The organism is Citrobacter sp. LST-B2, assembly GCF_057983045.1.
The window spans coordinates 3596151-3613082 of record NZ_CP192598.1; the positions used below are offsets into that span (position 1 = coordinate 3596151).

Genomic DNA, 16932 nt, shown 5'->3' on the forward strand with positions numbered 1-16932 from the left:
TAGGTTTCCGGTGGCGTTACCGCCACCGGTTCAGGGTTTAGTGCAATAACTCCAGTCTGATGACATGGCGCAAAAGCAGAGCTTTGTCATGCGCCGGGTTCTGTTGCAGAAGTGCGTCAAGCGCCTGCTGGCAGGCGGATAAATCCCCAAGCCCCAGATGCCCCAACGCGGTAATAAACAGGCAGTGCTGCTGGTGCTTTGCCTCCGCCGGCGTATCGAGCACCACCAGATCCGGTAATGAGACGGCGAAGAAATCCACCTCCGGCACGTGGTCACGTTGTGATGTCACCCATTGCAGGAAGCTGCGGAAAAGTTGCTCTGCGTCGTCACGTTCACCCAGCTGTTTCAGCGCCATGCCCTGCCAGAAGAGATAGTCCACGGGCTGATCGTTGTAGTAGCGTCCGGCATCCAACGTGCTTCCGCCACGGGTGGCACGGGCAAAGTAACGATGCGCTTCGTCATGATATCCCTGACGCTGAGCGCAATAGCCCAACAGATACCAGATATCGTTATCGGTTTGTCCGGGTAAGCGCCCTTCCCCCAGGTTATGCGGATAGATCAGCGCCTGTTGTAGCAGACTGACCGCGTCGGAGAATTCCTCTTTGCCGATCGCCGCCAGCGCCCGATGCATCTGGTTCAGCAGGTACTGCCCGGTCGCTTTCCCCTCGCCCCCTTCCCAGGGGTGGAATACGCGCTCGCCAAGCACCTTCGCGGCATCATCGTAGTGGCCCAGTCCGTTCCACAGGCTGAGCAACTCCACGGTTAAATCGTCACGCTGGAACACCACCGCCTTACGCGATTCCAGCTGTTGCAGACGCTGTTCGGCAGGCGTCGCCAGGAGTTTATTGAGGTAATCCAGTTCAAACAGGAAACGGGCGTTATCAGGTTCCAGCGCCACGGCCTGCGACAAATACTGGTGTGCCTTGACGGCATCGTGCTGTTTGTTCCACGCATAAATCCCCAGCAGACGGTGCACAGGCGCAAATTCAGGTTCCTGTTGCAGGGTAAATTGCCAGCAGGTAAGCGCCTCTTCGTAGCGGCGTTTGCTGTACCAGAAGCAGCCCAACAGATAGCGAGCGTAAGCACTATGCTCCAGCGTTTGCAGCATCTGTACTTCGTCGAGGGTATTCGGGAAACGTACCCGGTTAGGCAGGCAAGCACGCGCCTGGGCGATGAACGGCTGCGGATGGTCGCTCAGCGACGCCCGCCACAGCAACGGCAGCGTTTCCTGACTGTCCAGCAGTTCCAGCAGTTCGCGGGCTGCAGCTTTTTGACCGAAAGAGAGTAGCCATCCTGCCAGTTCGCAGGCGTTAGTACCTCGGCGACCGGTAATGGCGATAAGCGCCGTTTTCGACGGTTCATCCCGGCGTATCGCCCAGCGGGCATAGTGCAGCACGTAGCTAAGCGGATAGTCATTAAGCTGCTGCTCGATGTACTTCAGCGCCTCAGACGTGCGTCCCAGTTCTGCCAGTACCAGCACTTTCAGTCCCATCGCCAGATTGTTGCTGCCGTTAAAGCGCAAACTCTGCGTCACTTTTGCCAGTGCATCTGCATGATCGCCACGCGCCATCGCAAGCCGGGCCAGTGCCCAGAAGGCCGCGTCGCGACAGTTTCCGCTCCAGCTCGCCTTGTAGTAATGATCCCAGGCCTGCTGGCAATCGCCCTGGCGCTCCCGCGCAGCGGCTAACAGCATACTGGCTTCACCATCGCGCGGGTTTTTGTTCAGGTGATGCGCCCGCGCTAATGCCGCTTTCGCACAGCGTTCAGCTTGCGCCCAGTCAGCCTGGTTCAGTGCCAGCGTCCCCAGCGCAACGTTGTTGCGGTAATCCAGCGGATCCATTTCCAGCGCCCGGCGATAGTAATCCCCGGCGTAACGACTGGCGTGGTTGTACTGCTCCAGATGCTGACCGATAAAGTAAAGTTCATCAGTGTTAGATAATGCCTCCGGCTGTGCCGGGGCCGTTGCCGCCGAGGGCAGCGGCAAATCGTCAGCAATATGCTCTTCGTATTGCAGCAATGTCTGACCGTCGTGACGGGTGACCGTCATGGTGATCCGCGCATAGCCCGAATCGGCAAGCGTCGTCAGCCAGCTTTTCCCAGGTGCCAGCGTCAGCGTGGTTTCGAAGAAAGGCGCGCCGTCTGCACTGAGCGTCACTTGCACATCCTGCAATGGCGCAACCGCATAGACACCAACGGACAGCTGGCTTTCATCACGCACCAGTCGCAACGCCAGGTCGGTACTGGCGTTTTGCACCATTCCTAATTCACTGTATGGCAGGAAGTTCTGGACGAATACCTTCTCTTCATAAGGTGCAAGCCAGGTGAAATCCGGCTGGTTGTCGGTAAACACCCCGGTCATTAATTCGATGTACGGGCCATTCTCATCGGTCAGGTTACGATCCCAGGCCACGCCAAAATCCCCGTAGCCCCAGCTCCACTGCTTTTTCCCCGGCGAGATGTGATGATCGGCAACATGGAGCAACCCGCCGCGCTCACCGTGATGCCAGGCACCGACAAAATCATAGTCCGATTTTTCCGCCATGTACGAAGTCGGCACCGGCACATTCTTATAGCGGGAGATATCCACCCCTGCCGAGTAGTCAACTTTGTAATAGGTGCCCGTAGCGATCGGAAAAGCGGAGACATCGCGCTTGCCGTGATCGAACACCGCCGTGACATCAGGCGGGAACACGCTTTGATGATCGTCGCCGCCCTTCACCGCCGGGTTCGCCCACCATAAAAAATGACGTGGCGTGGCGTTGCCGTTGAAGACTTTACCGGTGATTTCTATCAACGCGCGATCCGGGTAGAGGGTGAATCCAGTCATCACCTGCAGACCGCGCATCGGCTCCACTTCACCCATCCAGACGGTTTGTTCGCCGTGTTCCCCTGCCCGCTGTGTAAAATCTACCGGCATAAAAGTAGTGGGGCGATGGTGCTGCGGCCAGTTAAATTCGATCCCGCCGGAGATCCACGGCCCCAACAGGCCAACCAGCGCAGGCTTCACCACTTCGTTGTAATAGACAAAATCGCGCTGCTGCACTTTGTCATACGCACGGTGAATACGCCCCCCCAGTTCGGGCAGCAGCATGACGCGGATAAAATCGTTTTCCATCCACACGGCCTGGTAATCGCGCATCTCGCGCTTGCCGGTCAGGGTGTCGATCACACCGTAGGGGTAAACCGCACCTGAGGAGCCCTGATAAACCCGTTTTTCCAGAAACATCGGGTTCGGATCTTCCTCACCCACCGTCCAGGTCGGTAGTGAGAGGGTTTCCTGCCAGACCTTAACTGAACCGTACATGCTGCCTCCACTCAATAAACAAAAGTAAAATGTCATCTTGTGACTATTGTGTGGCAGTTAACTGGCGGTAAAATGCGCAATGCTCACGCAATATAGTTAAGAGAGTTAAGTGTATGCAGCGTTCGGGATTCAATAACGCCCGTGTCAGACAGGCGAATAAACAGATCTTCCTGTCGCATTTGTGGCGCGAAAAGCAGCTCAGTAAATCGCAACTGGCGCAGCTCACCGGCCTGTCGATTCCGGCGGTGAGTAACATTCTTGAAGAATTGCTGGACGAAGGGCGGCTGTGCCACTCCCGTGAAACGCTGAGCCAGCGCGGACTCAGCAGCGGGAGTTTTCATCTGCCGGTACAGGGCGCGTGGACGCTGTGCATGAACGTCACCCCGACCAGTCTGACCAGCCAGCTGGCCGATGCGCGTCTGGTGGCGGTTGGCGACTGGCAGCATGAGGTGATTAACGCCGCGACGCCTGACGCGCTGCTTGCCGCAATAGCCAACCACTGGCGGCGCTGGCGTCAGCGCTATCCCGACACCACGATCAACCTCGCGCTGGGCGTCCACGGTCAGGTGGATCCGATCACCGGTGCATCGAAAACGATGCCACAGGCGCCGTGGAAAACACCGATGGAAATCAAGTATCTGCTGGAGGAACGACTCGGTATACAGGTCCGCCTCGACAACGACTGCGTGATGCTGGCGCTGGCGGAAAAGTGGCAAAACCCGGCGGCCAACGAGGACTTCTGCGTGATTAACGTCGATTACGGCATTGGCTCATCGTTCGTCATTCACGACAATATCTGGCGCGGTAGCCTGTACGGCAGCGGTCAGATTGGGCATACCATTGTTAACCCCGACGGGATCGCCTGCGACTGCGGTCGTTACGGCTGTCTGGAAACCGTCGCCTCCCTGAGCGCGCTGAAAAAGCAGGCCAGAGTCTGGATGAAGGCGCAGCCAGTGCCGGGAAGGGATCCGGAAACGCTGACCACGGATTTGCTGATCGACGCCTGGCGCAAGGGTGATGTACGCATTCAGGCGTGGGTGGAACATGCCGCCAGCGCGATTGGTTTAAGCCTGTATAACTTTCTTAATATCCTGAATATCAACCAGATCTGGCTGTACGGACGCAGTTGCGCCTTCGGTGAATCCTGGCTCAATACGCTACGGCAACAGACGGGGTTTAACCCTTTCGATCACGGCGATAACCCGCGGGCGAAAGCGACGCAAATTAGCGTTGGCACGCTGACCCGCGCCCAGCAACTGATGGGCATTGGCTATCTGTACGTGGAGTCGCAACTGAACGAAATATAAGCTTATGGCGCGAATGGCGAGCCTCGGGGTTGTGTAGTAGTTTTAAAGTACGTTACTCATGCTAATGAGCCTGCTATGAACACGTTACGTTATTTTGATTTTGGAGAATCACGCCATCTGTTTTTATTGATTGCCCGTATTGCGCTGGCAATTCTGTTTATTATTTTTGGCTTTCCGAAACTGACAGGGTTCGACGGTACCGTACATTATATGACGTCTCTCGGTACCCCTGCGCCGATGCTTGCTGCGATCATTGCCGTTGTTATGGAGGTTCCGGCAGCGATACTGATTGTGCTGGGCTTTTTCACGCGTCCACTGGCGGTTATTTTCGTTTTCTATACGCTGGGTACCGCCGTGATCGGTCATCACTTCTGGAATATGACCGGTGATGCGGTGGGACCGAATATGATTAACTTCTATAAGAATGTCAGTATCGCAGGCGGTTTCCTGCTACTGGCGCTGACAGGGCCGGGCGCGATTTCCATTGACCGGCGCTAAAAAGGAAAAAGGCCGCATCGGCGGCCTTTTGCTTGCAGCAAAACGGAATTATGCGTAAACCGGGAAGCGTGCGCAGATATCCAGAACTTTCCCTTTGATGCGCTCGATTACCGCTTCATCATTGATGTTGTCCAGCACATCACACATCCAGCCCGCCAGCTCTTTCGCTTCCGCTTCTTTAAAGCCGCGACGCGTAATGGCCGGAGAACCGATACGGATACCGGAAGTGACGAACGGGCTCTTCGGATCGTTCGGCACGCTGTTTTTGTTCACGGTGATATTGGCACGACCCAGCGCGGCGTCAGCTTCTTTACCGGTCAGGTTTTTGTCCACCAGATCCAGCAAGAACAGGTGGTTTTCAGTACCACCGGACACCACTTTGTAGCCACGGTTCAGGAACACTTCCACCATCGCTTTGGCGTTTTTCGCAACCTGCTGCTGGTAGACTTTGAACTCTGGCTCCATCGCTTCTTTCAGTGCAACCGCTTTACCGGCAATCACGTGCATCAACGGGCCGCCCTGCGCGCTTGGGAAAACGGCAGAGTTCAGTTTTTTGTACAGCTCTTCATCACCGCCTTTCGCCAGGATCAGGCCGCCGCGCGGACCCGCCAGGGTTTTGTGGGTGGTGGTGGTCACAACGTGTGCATGCGGAACCGGGTTCGGGTAAACACCTGCGGCAATCAGACCCGCAACGTGGGCCATATCAACGAACAGGTACGCACCGATGCTGTCAGCGATTTCACGCATTTTTGCCCAGTCAACCACGCCGGAATAAGCAGAGAAGCCTCCGATGATCATTTTCGGTTTGTGCGTCTGCGCCAGCTGCGCCATCTCTTCGTAGTCAATTTTACCGGACTCATCGATACCGTAAGGTACGATGTTGTACAGTTTGCCAGAGAAGTTCACCGGAGAGCCGTGAGTCAGGTGGCCGCCTTGCGCCAGGTTCATACCCAGAACGGTATCACCGGGTTGCAGCAGCGCGGTGTAGACCGCGAAGTTAGCCTGAGAGCCGGAGTGCGGCTGTACGTTAGCGTAGTCTGCGCCAAACAGTTCTTTGGCGCGATCAATCGCCAGTTGCTCAACGATATCGACGTATTCGCAGCCGCCGTAGTAGCGCTTGCCCGGATATCCTTCAGCGTATTTGTTAGTCAGCTGAGAGCCCTGCGCCTGCATGACACGCGGACTGGTGTAGTTTTCGGAGGCGATCAGTTCGATGTGCTCTTCCTGACGTACTTTTTCCTGCTCCATAGCCTGCCACAGTTCGGCATCATAATCGGCAATGTTCATTTCACGCTTTAACATCCGCATCTCCTGACTCAGCTAACGATAGAATTTTTGGCCTTAAAAGGCGGTCCTGTTGGACAACGGGCAACAGTATAACTGAATCATTCTGTGATAACAGGTCTTGACAAAGGAATTTACGCAAACGATTACCTTCACAGGACACAAGGCTTTGCGGAATGAAGACCTTACGAATTTCAACGGATTTCTTTTCAGGTTTGTGATGCAGATTTTTCACGTTGTAACGTTTAACACGTAAAGCGTCAAAGAACCATTTACAAAGCAGGGATATTTTTTATAAGATGCATTTGACATACATCATTAAAGATTCACATAAAGGAAGACCGTATGCTTGACGCCCAAACCATCGCCACTGTAAAAGCCACCATTCCCCTGCTGGTAGAAACCGGCCCCAAACTGACCGCCCATTTTTACGATCGCATGTTCGCTCATAACCCTGAACTCAAAGAAATTTTTAACATGAGCAACCAGCGTAATGGCGATCAGCGTGAAGCCCTGTTTAATGCCATTGCCGCTTATGCCAGCAATATTGAGAATCTGCCTGCCCTGCTGCCTGCAGTTGAGAAAATCGCCCAAAAGCACACCAGCTTTCAGATAAAACCTGAGCAGTACAACATTGTCGGTACACACCTGCTGGCGACCCTCGACGAAATGTTCAGTCCAGGCCAGGACGTGCTGGATGCGTGGGGCAAAGCCTACGGCGTGTTGGCGAATGTCTTTATTCACCGCGAAGCGCAAATCTACAGTGAAAACGCCCGTAAAACCGGCGGCTGGGAAGGCACGCGTCCGTTCCGGATCGTGGAGAAAACCCCGCGCAGCGCACTGATTACCAGCTTTGAACTTGAACCGGTAGACGGCGGCACCGTGGCCGAATACCAGCCTGGCCAGTATCTTGGTGTCTGGCTGAAACCGGAAGGCTTCCCGCATCAGGAGATTCGTCAGTATTCTCTGACCCGTAAAGCGGATGGTAAAAGCTACCGTATTGCCGTGAAACGTGAAGAAGGCGGTCAGGTATCAAACTGGCTGCATAACCATGCGAACATCGGCGATGTCGTGCATTTGGCCGCACCTGCTGGCGATTTCTTTATGGCAGTCACCCCGAATACGCCGGTTTCCCTGATCTCTGCTGGCGTCGGTCAAACGCCCATGCTGGCAATGCTGGATACGCTGGCAAAAGCAAACCACACCGCGCAGGTCAACTGGTTCCACGCCGCAGAAAACGGCGACGTCCATGCGTTTGCCGATGAAGTGAGTGAACTGGGTAAAATGCTGCCACGCTTTAGCGCCCACACCTGGTATCGTGAGCCAACCGAAGCCGATCGCGCGAAAGGCGCGTTTGATAGCGTTGGGCTGATGGATTTGAACAAACTGGAAGGCGCAATCAGCGATCCGGCGATGCAGTTTTATCTGTGCGGTCCGGTGGGCTTTATGCAGTTTGCCGCGAAGCAGCTTGTTGAGCTGGGTGTGAAAAACGAAAACATTCATTACGAATGCTTCGGCCCGCATAAGGTCTTGTAATGATGTCATGCCTGATGGCGCTGTGCTTATCCGGCCTATAGGATGCAGGGCCGGATAAGGCGTTTACGCCACCATCCGGCATGCGCACGGCGCGGCTTAAATTGCCGCGTCGTCTTCTTCACCGGTACGGATACGCACCACGCGCGCCACATCAAAGACGAAGATCTTACCATCGCCGATTTTGCCCGTCTGCGCTGTGCGAATAATGGTATCCACGCAGGTTTCAACGATATCGTCTGGTACGACGATTTCAATTTTCACCTTCGGCAGAAAATCCACCATGTATTCCGCGCCGCGGTACAGCTCGGTATGCCCTTTCTGACGCCCAAAGCCTTTCACTTCGGTGACGGTCATCCCGGTAATACCGACTTCAGCCAGCGCTTCACGAACATCATCGAGCTTGAAGGGTTTAATAATCGCATCAATCTTTTTCATGCTAGTCCTTGAAAAGGTCGCCTGTCTTTTAATCGGGTAAACGTAACATATTACGCAACGTTATTCTTTGAAATCGTTTGCATCCAGCTCATGGCGTGACAGGAGTTTGTAGAACTCCGTCCGGTTACGGCCCGCCATTCTTGCCGCATGCGTCACATTGCCTTTGGTGATTTGCAGCAACTTGCGCAGATAGTTCAGTTCAAACTGGTTACGCGCTTCAACAAAAGTCGGCAGCGCGGTATTTTCCCCTTCCAGCGCCTGTTCCACCAGCGCATCGCTGATAACCGGCGAAGAGGTCAGCGCCACGCACTGTTCAATCACGTTCACCAGTTGACGCACGTTGCCCGGCCAACTGGCGGTCATTAGCCGCTTCATTGCATCCGTCGAAAACGCCCGCACAAACGGCTTATGCCGCTCCGCCGACTGGCGCAGCAGATGATTTGCCAGCAGCGGAATATCTTCGGTCCGCTCCGCCAGCGCCGGGATCTTCAGACTTACCACGTTGAGGCGGTAGTATAAATCTTCACGAAACTCGCCGCGCGCCATGGCTTTCGGCAAGTCACGGTGGGTTGCCGAGATAATACGCACATCAATATCGATGTCGCGGTTGCTGCCAAGCGGTCTGACTTTGCGTTCCTGCAAGACGCGCAGCAGTTTGACCTGTAGCGGCGCGGGCATGTCGCCAATCTCGTCCAGGAACAGCGTCCCGCCTTCCGCCGCCTGAAACAGCCCCTCGCGGTTACTCACCGCGCCGGTAAACGCGCCGCGCGAGTGGCCGAATAACTCCGACTCCAGCAATTGTTCCGGTAGCGCCCCACAATTGATGGCAATAAACGGTTTACTGCTGCGCGGGCTGGCATTGTGAATAGCCTGGGCGAAGATCTCTTTCCCGGTACCGCTCTGACCATTGATCAATACACTGACGTCGGACTGTGCCACCATCCGCGCCTGCTCCAGCAGACGCAGCATCAGCGGGCTACGGGTAACAATCGATTCACGCCAGCTATCATCCGTGGCGGGTGCCGACTGCTCAAGCGCCTCGTCAATCGCCTGATACAGCGCATCTTTATCCACGGGTTTAGTCAGGAAGCTGAACACGCCCTTTTGCGTTGCCGCGACCGCATCCGGAATCGAACCGTGGGCGGTAAGAATGATGACCGGCATTCCCGGCTGCACCTTCTGGATCTCGCTGAACAGCTGCATGCCGTCCATCTCATCCATCCGCAGATCGCTTATCACCAGATCCACTTTTTCACGGTTCAAAACACGCAGCCCTTCTGCCCCGCTCTCTGCGGTCACCACGCTATAGCCTTCACTGGTCAGACGCATGCCCAGCAGTTTTAACAGGCCTGGATCATCATCCACGAGCAGTAAATGCGCCGGTTTACGACTCATTATGGGGTCACCTCATCTTGTAATGATTCCGGGGCTTGTCCCTCAGACTTGTCGCCGCCATGCGTCGCATCCGGATTGTAATTTCCCGCCGGTTTACGGGTGGAAAGCTGGCGCTCAATATCGGTCAGGTTCTCCAGTTTACGCGTGGTGAGATCGAGCTGTGCCTGAAGGTGCTGATGCTGCTGACGCAGCGTATCCAGATCGCCATCGGTCGTTTGCTGCAGTTTGCTGTAACGCTGGCGTTCTTCGGCGAGCTGGAGCTGTAACGACTGTCCGTCGCGCCAGACCTGATAAAGCGGGCGCACCTGCGCCGGGATCTGCGGGCTGAACGCATCCAGTCGCGAGACGTTTTCGCGACGCTCCAGCGGCGTAATTTTGGCATTCGCCAGCAAGATGCCGCGCTTAAAAGCGTTTTGCCAGCTGTCGTCACTCAGCGAGCGGGCCTCGCTGCGCGACTGCACCGGTAGCAGGCGATCTGCGCAGTCAATGGCGCGCAGCCAGTAAAGAGGGTTGGTATCCGTCGATTGCCCCTGCAATGCCCAGATATCAGTACACTCAACAGACAGATAATCTGCCAGTTGATACGTCGGGAGGGCATCCTGCGGCGCATCCCCGGTGATGTGCTTCACTGAATGCGGCGTACACCCCATCAGCGCAAGGCACGGCATTCCCGCCAGGATGAACTGGCGGGAGAATAGACGTTGGAAAATGTGAGAAAAAACGTGTGGCATATTCACCAGGCTTAGCATTATTTAGTCGTTTTTCGTTGCAGATAACGGCAGTTCTATGCGGAAGCAAACCTCTTGCGCCTGTTCATCGACAAGATAGAGCTCACCCTGCATACGGCGGATACAATCTCTGGCGATACTTAGCCCCAGTCCGCTCCCTTTCACTGCCCCTTTCCGTTGATGACTTCCCTGGAAAAAAGGTTCGAAAATCATAGTTCTTTCCGCTTCAGGAATAGGAGTTCCGGTGTTGATAACATCGATATACACGGTTGTTCCCTGTAAGCGGCTGCGAATACGGATGTTACCGGATTCAGCCCCATAGTGCACCGCATTGGAATAAAGATTATCCAGTACGCTCATCAGTAACATCGGCTCGGCCAGGCAGCGATCGGCCGCCAGCGCAATGTCGGTATGCATCATTTTAGCGCGAGCCGGTAGACTATGAGCGGAAACCACCATATCTACCAGCGGTTCAATCTCCACGCTTTCCATTTCAATGGCGCTATCCGCCAGTTTGCGGTTGTAATCAAGCAGTTGTTCAATCAATTTTTGTAGGTTACGGCTACTGTCATCAAGAATGCCAACCACCTCTTTTTGTTCCGGCGTCAGTGGCCCCACTACCTGGTCCGCCAGCAGTTCGGTGCCTTCACGCATGCTGGCCAGCGGGGTTTTCAACTCATGGGAGAGATGGCGCAAAAATTGATGGCGTTGAGACTCCAGCCAGGAGAGGCGCTCGCTCAACCAGATGATCCGCTGCCCAACGGAACGCAGTTCGCGCGGTCCGGTAAAGGTGACGGTATTGCCCAGCGATCGCCCTTCCCCCAGACGATTGATCATCCGCTCAATGCCCTTTACCGGCCCGATAATCATCCGCGTGAACAACAGCACCATCGCCAGACTCACCAGAAACAATACCAGCGCCTGCCAGCCGAAGAACTGTCCACGCTCGGCAATCTCTTGTTGTAGCTGCTGCCCGCGTGAAAAAACCACGGTACGCGTCGCTTGCACCATTTCGGTATTGGCGTTGGCAAATGCTTCCAGTCGCGCGGCCGCGGCGGTTTCAGGCCCACTGTTCCGGCATTGCAGTTGCGCCAGGTCGTTCAGATCCTGACGTAACGCCTGATACAGCTTATCGTCAGGCAGAACACCCGCATGGGCGTCCAGCATTTCACTGTAGCGTTTGCGCTGGCTCTGATACACCTTTGCCAGCGTCGGATCGTCAAGCACGCAATACTGACGATAGCTACGCTCCATCTCCAGGGCGGCATTGGTCATCGCCTCACTGCGACGCGCATCGATAAGGGTAGTACGGTTAGTCTGCGCCGCCTGGGCGCTAAGCGCGTTCAGGCTTTGCCACGCCTGCCAGGCGAGGACCAGCAGCGGTAACAGGATCAGCAGGAATGCCAGCGTCACCAGTTGGCGTAGTGACCGGGGAAAAACAGACCAGCGCTTCAAGGCATTACTCTCACAGGAGATGAATAGAACGATGCTAACTGAGGGAAACGCCAGATACAACAAAGCCGGGCTGAACCCGGCTTTGTTATGGAATAAGGCGGTGCCTAACTCGACGTTTCGCCCGATGGTTGATAAAGCAGCGCTATTATCAGAAGTTGGACGGCAGGCACCTTGTTGTGCGTCATTCGAAGTTTATGTAGCACGTCCCGAAGGGGCTGACATAAGAAGGTGAATGAGCCACTGGTTACTATTATGCAGTAACTATGCCAGCATTCAAAACAAATTATTAACACCCTGAATTTAATTGTTTTTTATTGATAATTAATCGATTAATGCAGTGAACGACTTTCATACAAACTGTCGCCAATTAGCAACACCTTAAACGCAATGGATTTAGCCCCATAAAAATCAACAAGTTATATGTCTCTTTTTGGAGACACCCCTTGCGCGCATTTGTCGTGAATTCCCGACAGACCAAATTAACGATAGTGATTATAAAGATACGCAAGGCACACGACATGCCGGCTCAACACCTTCGGCCCTAATCCTGACTGACCCGAGGACCACGGGTGCGTATACAGCCAGCGAACAAAGACATCGCTGGCGCGCAGAGAAACCGGAGCAATGTTCCCGGCCTGCTTTTGCCCGGTTAATGAGCAGACGATCTTATCCGCTCCGCCGCAACTCCACCGCTGCCAGACATTGTTCCACCACCCAATGTTCCACCTGCCTGTCAGCCTGTACTCCGCCTCTGTCCCGGATGGCGGGTTGGCATCTTCCAGCACAAACCACAGATTCGTCGTACCACGCTGTACTTCCGCTGACCAGGCCGTAATCGCTGCGCCACGCAGCACACACTCGTGCGCCAGGTAGTGATCGGTGATAGCAGGAAACCGCCGTTTCAACCGCTGGAAATGACCGTGAATCGCGATCGCAGGGCGAAGGATACACCCGCGATCGTTGCCTTTCAGTCGCGCACTGCCATAGTGAATTTCATCAAACTGACATCTTTGCATGAACTGCATTTCCTGCCAGCGAAGGGACTCCACCGAGCACTCATGCGCCATTTGCGGCACAGGACTCGCCGAACCGGTATAAAGCAAAGAGTCACCTACCGCCTCATCACAGTAGTTAGTTGTGACCTGGAGAATATGACCAGAACAGGCATCAGCGCTGATCACCACATACAGCCGCTGTTCTGCCGCCTGTCCCTGGAAAGGCAACGCCAGAACCTTTGTCGCAACGCGTTTCACATCACGGTTAGCATGATGCGCTTGCTGCTCACACCAGTTAACTGCTTTCGCCAGCAGTCGATATTGCGTGGTTTCTGCCGCGTAATCACCCTGCTGAAGTCGCAAGAGAAACGGCTCGATGGTGCGTTCGAAACAGCGCTTCGTCTGTCGGGGAGTGAAAACCGTCCGACAAAGACGACACTGGAATCGACTATGACCTGCCTGCGTTCGCCCATAGCGAATCACGTCGCTGGCAGAGCAGTGCGGACATTCTGTTCCGGTTGCGGACGGTTTATTTTTTATTAACCGTGCAAACCAGTGGTTAAATTCACGCTCATTAAATAAGGGGGGCAGACTGCCACATTTCTGGCATTCCAGCGCCGCATACCCCAGACGATAAACGGGATAAAGATAGTCAGCCGATTCCGCCACGCCGAGATTGGGGCACGACCAACTTTTACAAACATTGAGATGTATTTTGTCCTGGATTTCCATTTCACTCGACCAACTGATTTTGTCAGTCGAATAACTCTGGCGGTTATTCAGATTTACTGTCGTGAGGAGCCTCACAAAATCCAGGCAAGCGGAAACGACAATAGCACTCTCATTTATACGTTAAGGATAAACAATGAAAAAACGCTTGATTGCCTCGTTACTCATCGCTGGATATGCGGGATATGCCTGTGCGCAGGATGTTACCGTCATCTATACCAATGATCTCCACGCCCACGTTGAACCGTATAAACTGCCGTATATTGCTGAAGGTAAACGGGAGATTGGCGGTTTTGCTAATATTTCCACACTGGTTAAACAGGAAAAAGCTAAAAATAAGGCGACGTTTTATTTTGATGCCGGTGATTATTTTACCGGTCCATATATAAGCAGCCTGACTAAAGGAAAAGCAATTATCGATATAATGAATACAATGTCGGTGGATGCGGCCTCTGTCGGGAATCATGAATTTGACCATGGCTGGGATAATACCCTTTTGCAGTTCAGCCAGGCGACGTTCCCTATTTTATTGGGTAACGTTTTTTTTAAGAACAGCACTCTGCCCTTCTGGAATAAACCGTACACTATTGTGGAAAAAGACGGCGTCAAAATCGGTGTCATCGGTTTGCACGGTGTGTTTGCCTTCGACGATACGGTGTCGTCAGCCATGCGCCAGGGAATTGAAGCGCGTGATGAAGTCAAGTATCTACAGCGCTATCTGGATGAGCTGCGTGGAAAAGTGGATATCACCGTCGCGTTAATGCACGAAGGCACACCGGCGCGCCAGTCCAGCATCGGCAATGCGGACGTCAGACGTGCGCTGGATAAGGATATTCAGACCGCAAAACAGGTCAAAGGCCTCGATCTTCTCATTACTGGCCATGCGCATGTTGGCACGCCAGAACCAATTAAAGTGGGGAATACCCTCATCCTCTCGACCGACAGCGGTGGCATTGATATCGGTAAACTGGTGCTGGATGTCAACACAAAAAACCATCGTCACACGGTTAAAAGCTTTGAACTGAAAACAATTTATGCGGATGAATGGAAACCCGATCCGGTCACGCAGAAGGTGATTGATGGCTGGAACAAAAAGCTCGCGGAAACCGTGAGCCAAAAAGTGGGTGAAACGCCGATTGCGTTGACCCGGGCCTATGGGGAGTCCTCATCGCTGGGTAACCTGTTTACCGATGCCATGCTGTTCGCCGCGCCTGATGCGCAACTTGCGCTGACCAATTCGGGCGGTTTACGCGCCGATCTCAATCCTGGCCCCCTCACGCTTGGCGATATTATTAGCGCCTTCCCGTTCCCTAATGAACTGACCGTGATGGATTTAACGGGTAAATCATTACGCAATCTGATGGAGCATGGGGCGTCGCTGAGCAACGGCGTATTACAGATGTCGAAAGGCGCTGAAATGCGCTACGACCCGCGTAAACCGGTCGGCCAGCGCGTGACGACATTTACACTTAACGGCAAAAACATTGTCGATACGCAAACCTATCGCGTGGCAACCAACAGTTTCCTCGCGCCGGGCGGTGATGGTTTTATGGCTTTTACCGACGGTAAAAATAAGCAGGTCCGCGGCGGATATAACCTCTCCGATGCGGTGATTGATTACCTGAAAAAAGGCAACGTCATCGACCCTCAGCAAGTCAATGAAATGCGCGTAAGTGAAGTCAAACACTAATCTTATTTAATCAGGTGGATACTATGGCAATTATTTATACTGGAACAGTGCTCGCTCCGGCAAACAATCAGCTTGCTGCCTGGCTCAAGTTTCAACTGGACGTACCAGCCACATTTTCATATACCGTGTTAAAAAGGACGACAAGTCAGACAAGCGTAGACTTTTCTTTCACGTCAAGCGAGTTGATTGACGATACCACGACAGAAATAAAAATCCCGGTGATTGGCCTTTACGCTAATTATAACAACCAGGTTCAGGTCATTTTCAAAAATCAGGCGGGGAATGAAATTTTCAACAGTACGATCCAGGTTAGCACACGCGATCAAATTTATCGTGAAGCGACCATTTTTCATCTTAACATTGAGCAAAACGATCCCGCAAAATTTGCCAGTGTGTGGGGAAACAGTTGGTTAATGACAACCAATTGCGATGGTTATGACCAAAACGGTGACCTCCGCTGTTATTTCGCGCAACCTTATCGCAACCAAATGTTAAGAACGCACGATGGGTATTTTTACATAGGTAGCGACGAGGACGAACATTGGTATGGCCGTCGCTTCTTTAAAATTGATATTCTTGGCAATGAAATCCTTGAATATGATTTACGCGATAGTGATGGCAATCTTTACGCAAATACGCACGATCTAGCCTGGGATTCGGCAAATAACCTTTATATGATCGGTAACGATATACCGGATCGTTCGACATCTACAATGAGACAGGATGCCTGGATCTTAAAATTCAATGAACAGTCGGGGAAAATGATCTGGGCCAAAAATTACACTCGCGCCTTCGATAACGCCTCGATTCTGAATAATAGCCCAACCAATGATGCGCATCTTAACTCACTCTCCTGGATCCCAGCAGGCTCTGAAAACAGTGAGGCTATTATTGTCCACACCCGTTCAGCCGGGGTTACTTTTGGCGTATCGCCAGAAGATGGCCGGATTCTCTGGACAATCGATACTGGCGGTTTCAACCCACAATTCCCTGCAGATCAATCGGTTATAAATATCAGTACAACCGGAATTGGCGATAATGAAAACGGCGGCCATACCGTTTTAGTCACCAGTAATAGCGCATTTTCCAGTCTCACAGATTACAACGCAGGGAAGTTTGTCCTTTCTGTCTTTGATAACCGCTCTTGCATAACGTCTGATGGTCAGCCTGTTATCCGCCCTATCGACGCGGATGCAGACGCTGCAAAGCAGTATCAAACCCTGGAAGCTCGTGTTCTGTTTTACGCCGTTGATTTAACGGCCAGAACCATCACGAAAGCAGCAGAACCTATTTCATTGGCATCAGCCCGTGTCCCACAAGTAACGGACTTCATGGGGGCGGTTTTTGATCACAATGACAACTACACTATCTATACCAACCACGCGCGTTCTTTCTTTATCAGCGACGCCAGCGGGAATTTCATTGCAACGATTTACGATCTTATCTGTTCACTGGATGGCTATCCGGAGTTTCCTGGAGAATGCTACCGGGCAAGGCTATTTGCCAGCAATGAACTCACCGCTCTGATCAACGTTGGGTTTGATACCGCGAACAACTGATACCGTTCAGTAAAAAA

Annotated in this window: 12 protein-coding genes; 5 read left to right on the top strand and 7 right to left on the bottom strand. The window is 53.3% G+C overall.

Translation table 11 applies throughout. The features are described 5' to 3' along the window. Positions 1 to 37: 37 nt before the first annotated feature. Positions 38 to 3304 (bottom strand): DUF5107 domain-containing protein, encoded by a 3267-nt coding sequence (locus ACQ0PY_RS17375; protein WP_109740516.1) that lies wholly within the window; start codon positions 3302 to 3304, stop codon positions 38 to 40. 113 nt (positions 3305 to 3417) lie between these two features. Between ACQ0PY_RS17375 and ACQ0PY_RS17380 the strand changes: the two genes are divergently transcribed. Then, positions 3418 to 4611, top strand: a complete 1194-nt coding sequence (locus ACQ0PY_RS17380; RefSeq protein WP_109740517.1) for an ROK family transcriptional regulator — start codon at positions 3418 to 3420, stop codon at positions 4609 to 4611. 75 nt (positions 4612 to 4686) lie between these two features. Then, positions 4687 to 5109, top strand: coding sequence for a DoxX family protein (locus tag ACQ0PY_RS17385; RefSeq protein WP_109740518.1), 423 nt, complete (start codon positions 4687 to 4689; stop codon positions 5107 to 5109). Between the two features lie 48 nt (positions 5110 to 5157). Here the strand turns inward: ACQ0PY_RS17385 and glyA are convergent, their stop codons facing one another. Beyond that, complete coding sequence (gene glyA / locus ACQ0PY_RS17390) at positions 5158 to 6411, bottom strand: serine hydroxymethyltransferase (RefSeq protein ID WP_042999800.1); 1254 nt, start codon at positions 6409 to 6411, stop codon at positions 5158 to 5160. 327 nt (positions 6412 to 6738) lie between these two features. On the opposite strand from glyA, the gene hmpA reads away from it, so the two are divergent. Then, positions 6739 to 7929 carry an NO-inducible flavohemoprotein gene (hmpA, locus tag ACQ0PY_RS17395; protein ID WP_109740519.1) on the top strand — a complete coding sequence of 397 codons (1191 nt, stop codon included), beginning with the start codon at positions 6739 to 6741 and terminating at the stop codon, positions 7927 to 7929. Positions 7930 to 8025: 96 nt separating this feature from the next. Here the strand turns inward: hmpA and glnB are convergent, their stop codons facing one another. The 5 genes from glnB to ACQ0PY_RS17420 form a co-directional block, all read right to left on the bottom strand. After that, positions 8026 to 8364 carry a nitrogen regulatory protein P-II gene (gene glnB / locus ACQ0PY_RS17400; protein ID WP_012906673.1) on the bottom strand — a complete coding sequence of 113 codons (339 nt, stop codon included), beginning with the start codon at positions 8362 to 8364 and terminating at the stop codon, positions 8026 to 8028. A gap of 60 nt (positions 8365 to 8424) precedes the next feature. Next, on the bottom strand, positions 8425 to 9759 hold the full coding sequence (gene glrR / locus ACQ0PY_RS17405) for a two-component system response regulator GlrR (protein ID WP_086512879.1): 1335 nt from the start codon (positions 9757 to 9759) through the stop codon (positions 8425 to 8427). After that, positions 9759 to 10490 (bottom strand): two-component system QseEF-associated lipoprotein QseG, encoded by a 732-nt coding sequence (qseG, locus tag ACQ0PY_RS17410; protein ID WP_109740648.1) that lies wholly within the window; start codon positions 10488 to 10490, stop codon positions 9759 to 9761. The genes glrR and qseG overlap by 1 nt, the downstream gene beginning before the upstream one ends. A gap of 21 nt (positions 10491 to 10511) precedes the next feature. Continuing rightward, positions 10512 to 11942: a two component system sensor histidine kinase QseE/GlrK gene (qseE, locus tag ACQ0PY_RS17415; RefSeq protein ID WP_109740520.1), complete on the bottom strand. Its 1431-nt coding sequence runs from the start codon at positions 11940 to 11942 to the stop codon at positions 10512 to 10514. Positions 11943 to 12421: 479 nt separating this feature from the next. Next, positions 12422 to 13669: an IS1 family transposase gene (locus ACQ0PY_RS17420; RefSeq protein ID WP_109740521.1), complete on the bottom strand. Its 1248-nt coding sequence runs from the start codon at positions 13667 to 13669 to the stop codon at positions 12422 to 12424. 133 nt (positions 13670 to 13802) lie between these two features. On the opposite strand from ACQ0PY_RS17420, the gene ACQ0PY_RS17425 reads away from it, so the two are divergent. After that, entirely contained in the window at positions 13803 to 15356 is a 1554-nt protein-coding gene (locus tag ACQ0PY_RS17425; RefSeq protein ID WP_042999794.1) for a bifunctional metallophosphatase/5'-nucleotidase, read from the top strand. Positions 15357 to 15379: 23 nt separating this feature from the next. After that, a complete protein-coding gene (locus ACQ0PY_RS17430) occupies positions 15380 to 16915 on the top strand; it encodes an aryl-sulfate sulfotransferase N-terminal domain-containing protein (protein ID WP_109740522.1) in 1536 nt (511 codons plus the stop codon). The last annotated feature ends 17 nt before the right edge of the window (positions 16916 to 16932 follow it).

What these genes read in the sequence shown, in the direction of transcription:
- ACQ0PY_RS17380 (WP_109740517.1), top strand. Translation starts at nt 3,418, where the DNA reads ATGCAGCGTTCGGGATTCAATAACGCCCGTGTCAGACAGGCGAATAAA.
- glnB (WP_012906673.1), bottom strand. Translation starts at nt 8,364, where the DNA reads ATGAAAAAGATTGATGCGATTATTAAACCCTTCAAGCTCGATGATGTT.
- qseG (WP_109740648.1), bottom strand. Translation starts at nt 10,490, where the DNA reads ATGCCACACGTTTTTTCTCACATTTTCCAACGTCTATTCTCCCGCCAG.
- hmpA (WP_109740519.1), top strand. Translation starts at nt 6,739, where the DNA reads ATGCTTGACGCCCAAACCATCGCCACTGTAAAAGCCACCATTCCCCTG.
- ACQ0PY_RS17375 (WP_109740516.1), bottom strand. Translation starts at nt 3,304, where the DNA reads ATGTACGGTTCAGTTAAGGTCTGGCAGGAAACCCTCTCACTACCGACC.
- ACQ0PY_RS17385 (WP_109740518.1), top strand. Translation starts at nt 4,687, where the DNA reads ATGAACACGTTACGTTATTTTGATTTTGGAGAATCACGCCATCTGTTT.
- glrR (WP_086512879.1), bottom strand. Translation starts at nt 9,759, where the DNA reads ATGAGTCGTAAACCGGCGCATTTACTGCTCGTGGATGATGATCCAGGC.
- ACQ0PY_RS17420 (WP_109740521.1), bottom strand. Translation starts at nt 13,669, where the DNA reads ATGGAAATCCAGGACAAAATACATCTCAATGTTTGTAAAAGTTGGTCG.
- glyA (WP_042999800.1), bottom strand. Translation starts at nt 6,411, where the DNA reads ATGTTAAAGCGTGAAATGAACATTGCCGATTATGATGCCGAACTGTGG.
- ACQ0PY_RS17425 (WP_042999794.1), top strand. Translation starts at nt 13,803, where the DNA reads ATGAAAAAACGCTTGATTGCCTCGTTACTCATCGCTGGATATGCGGGA.
- ACQ0PY_RS17430 (WP_109740522.1), top strand. Translation starts at nt 15,380, where the DNA reads ATGGCAATTATTTATACTGGAACAGTGCTCGCTCCGGCAAACAATCAG.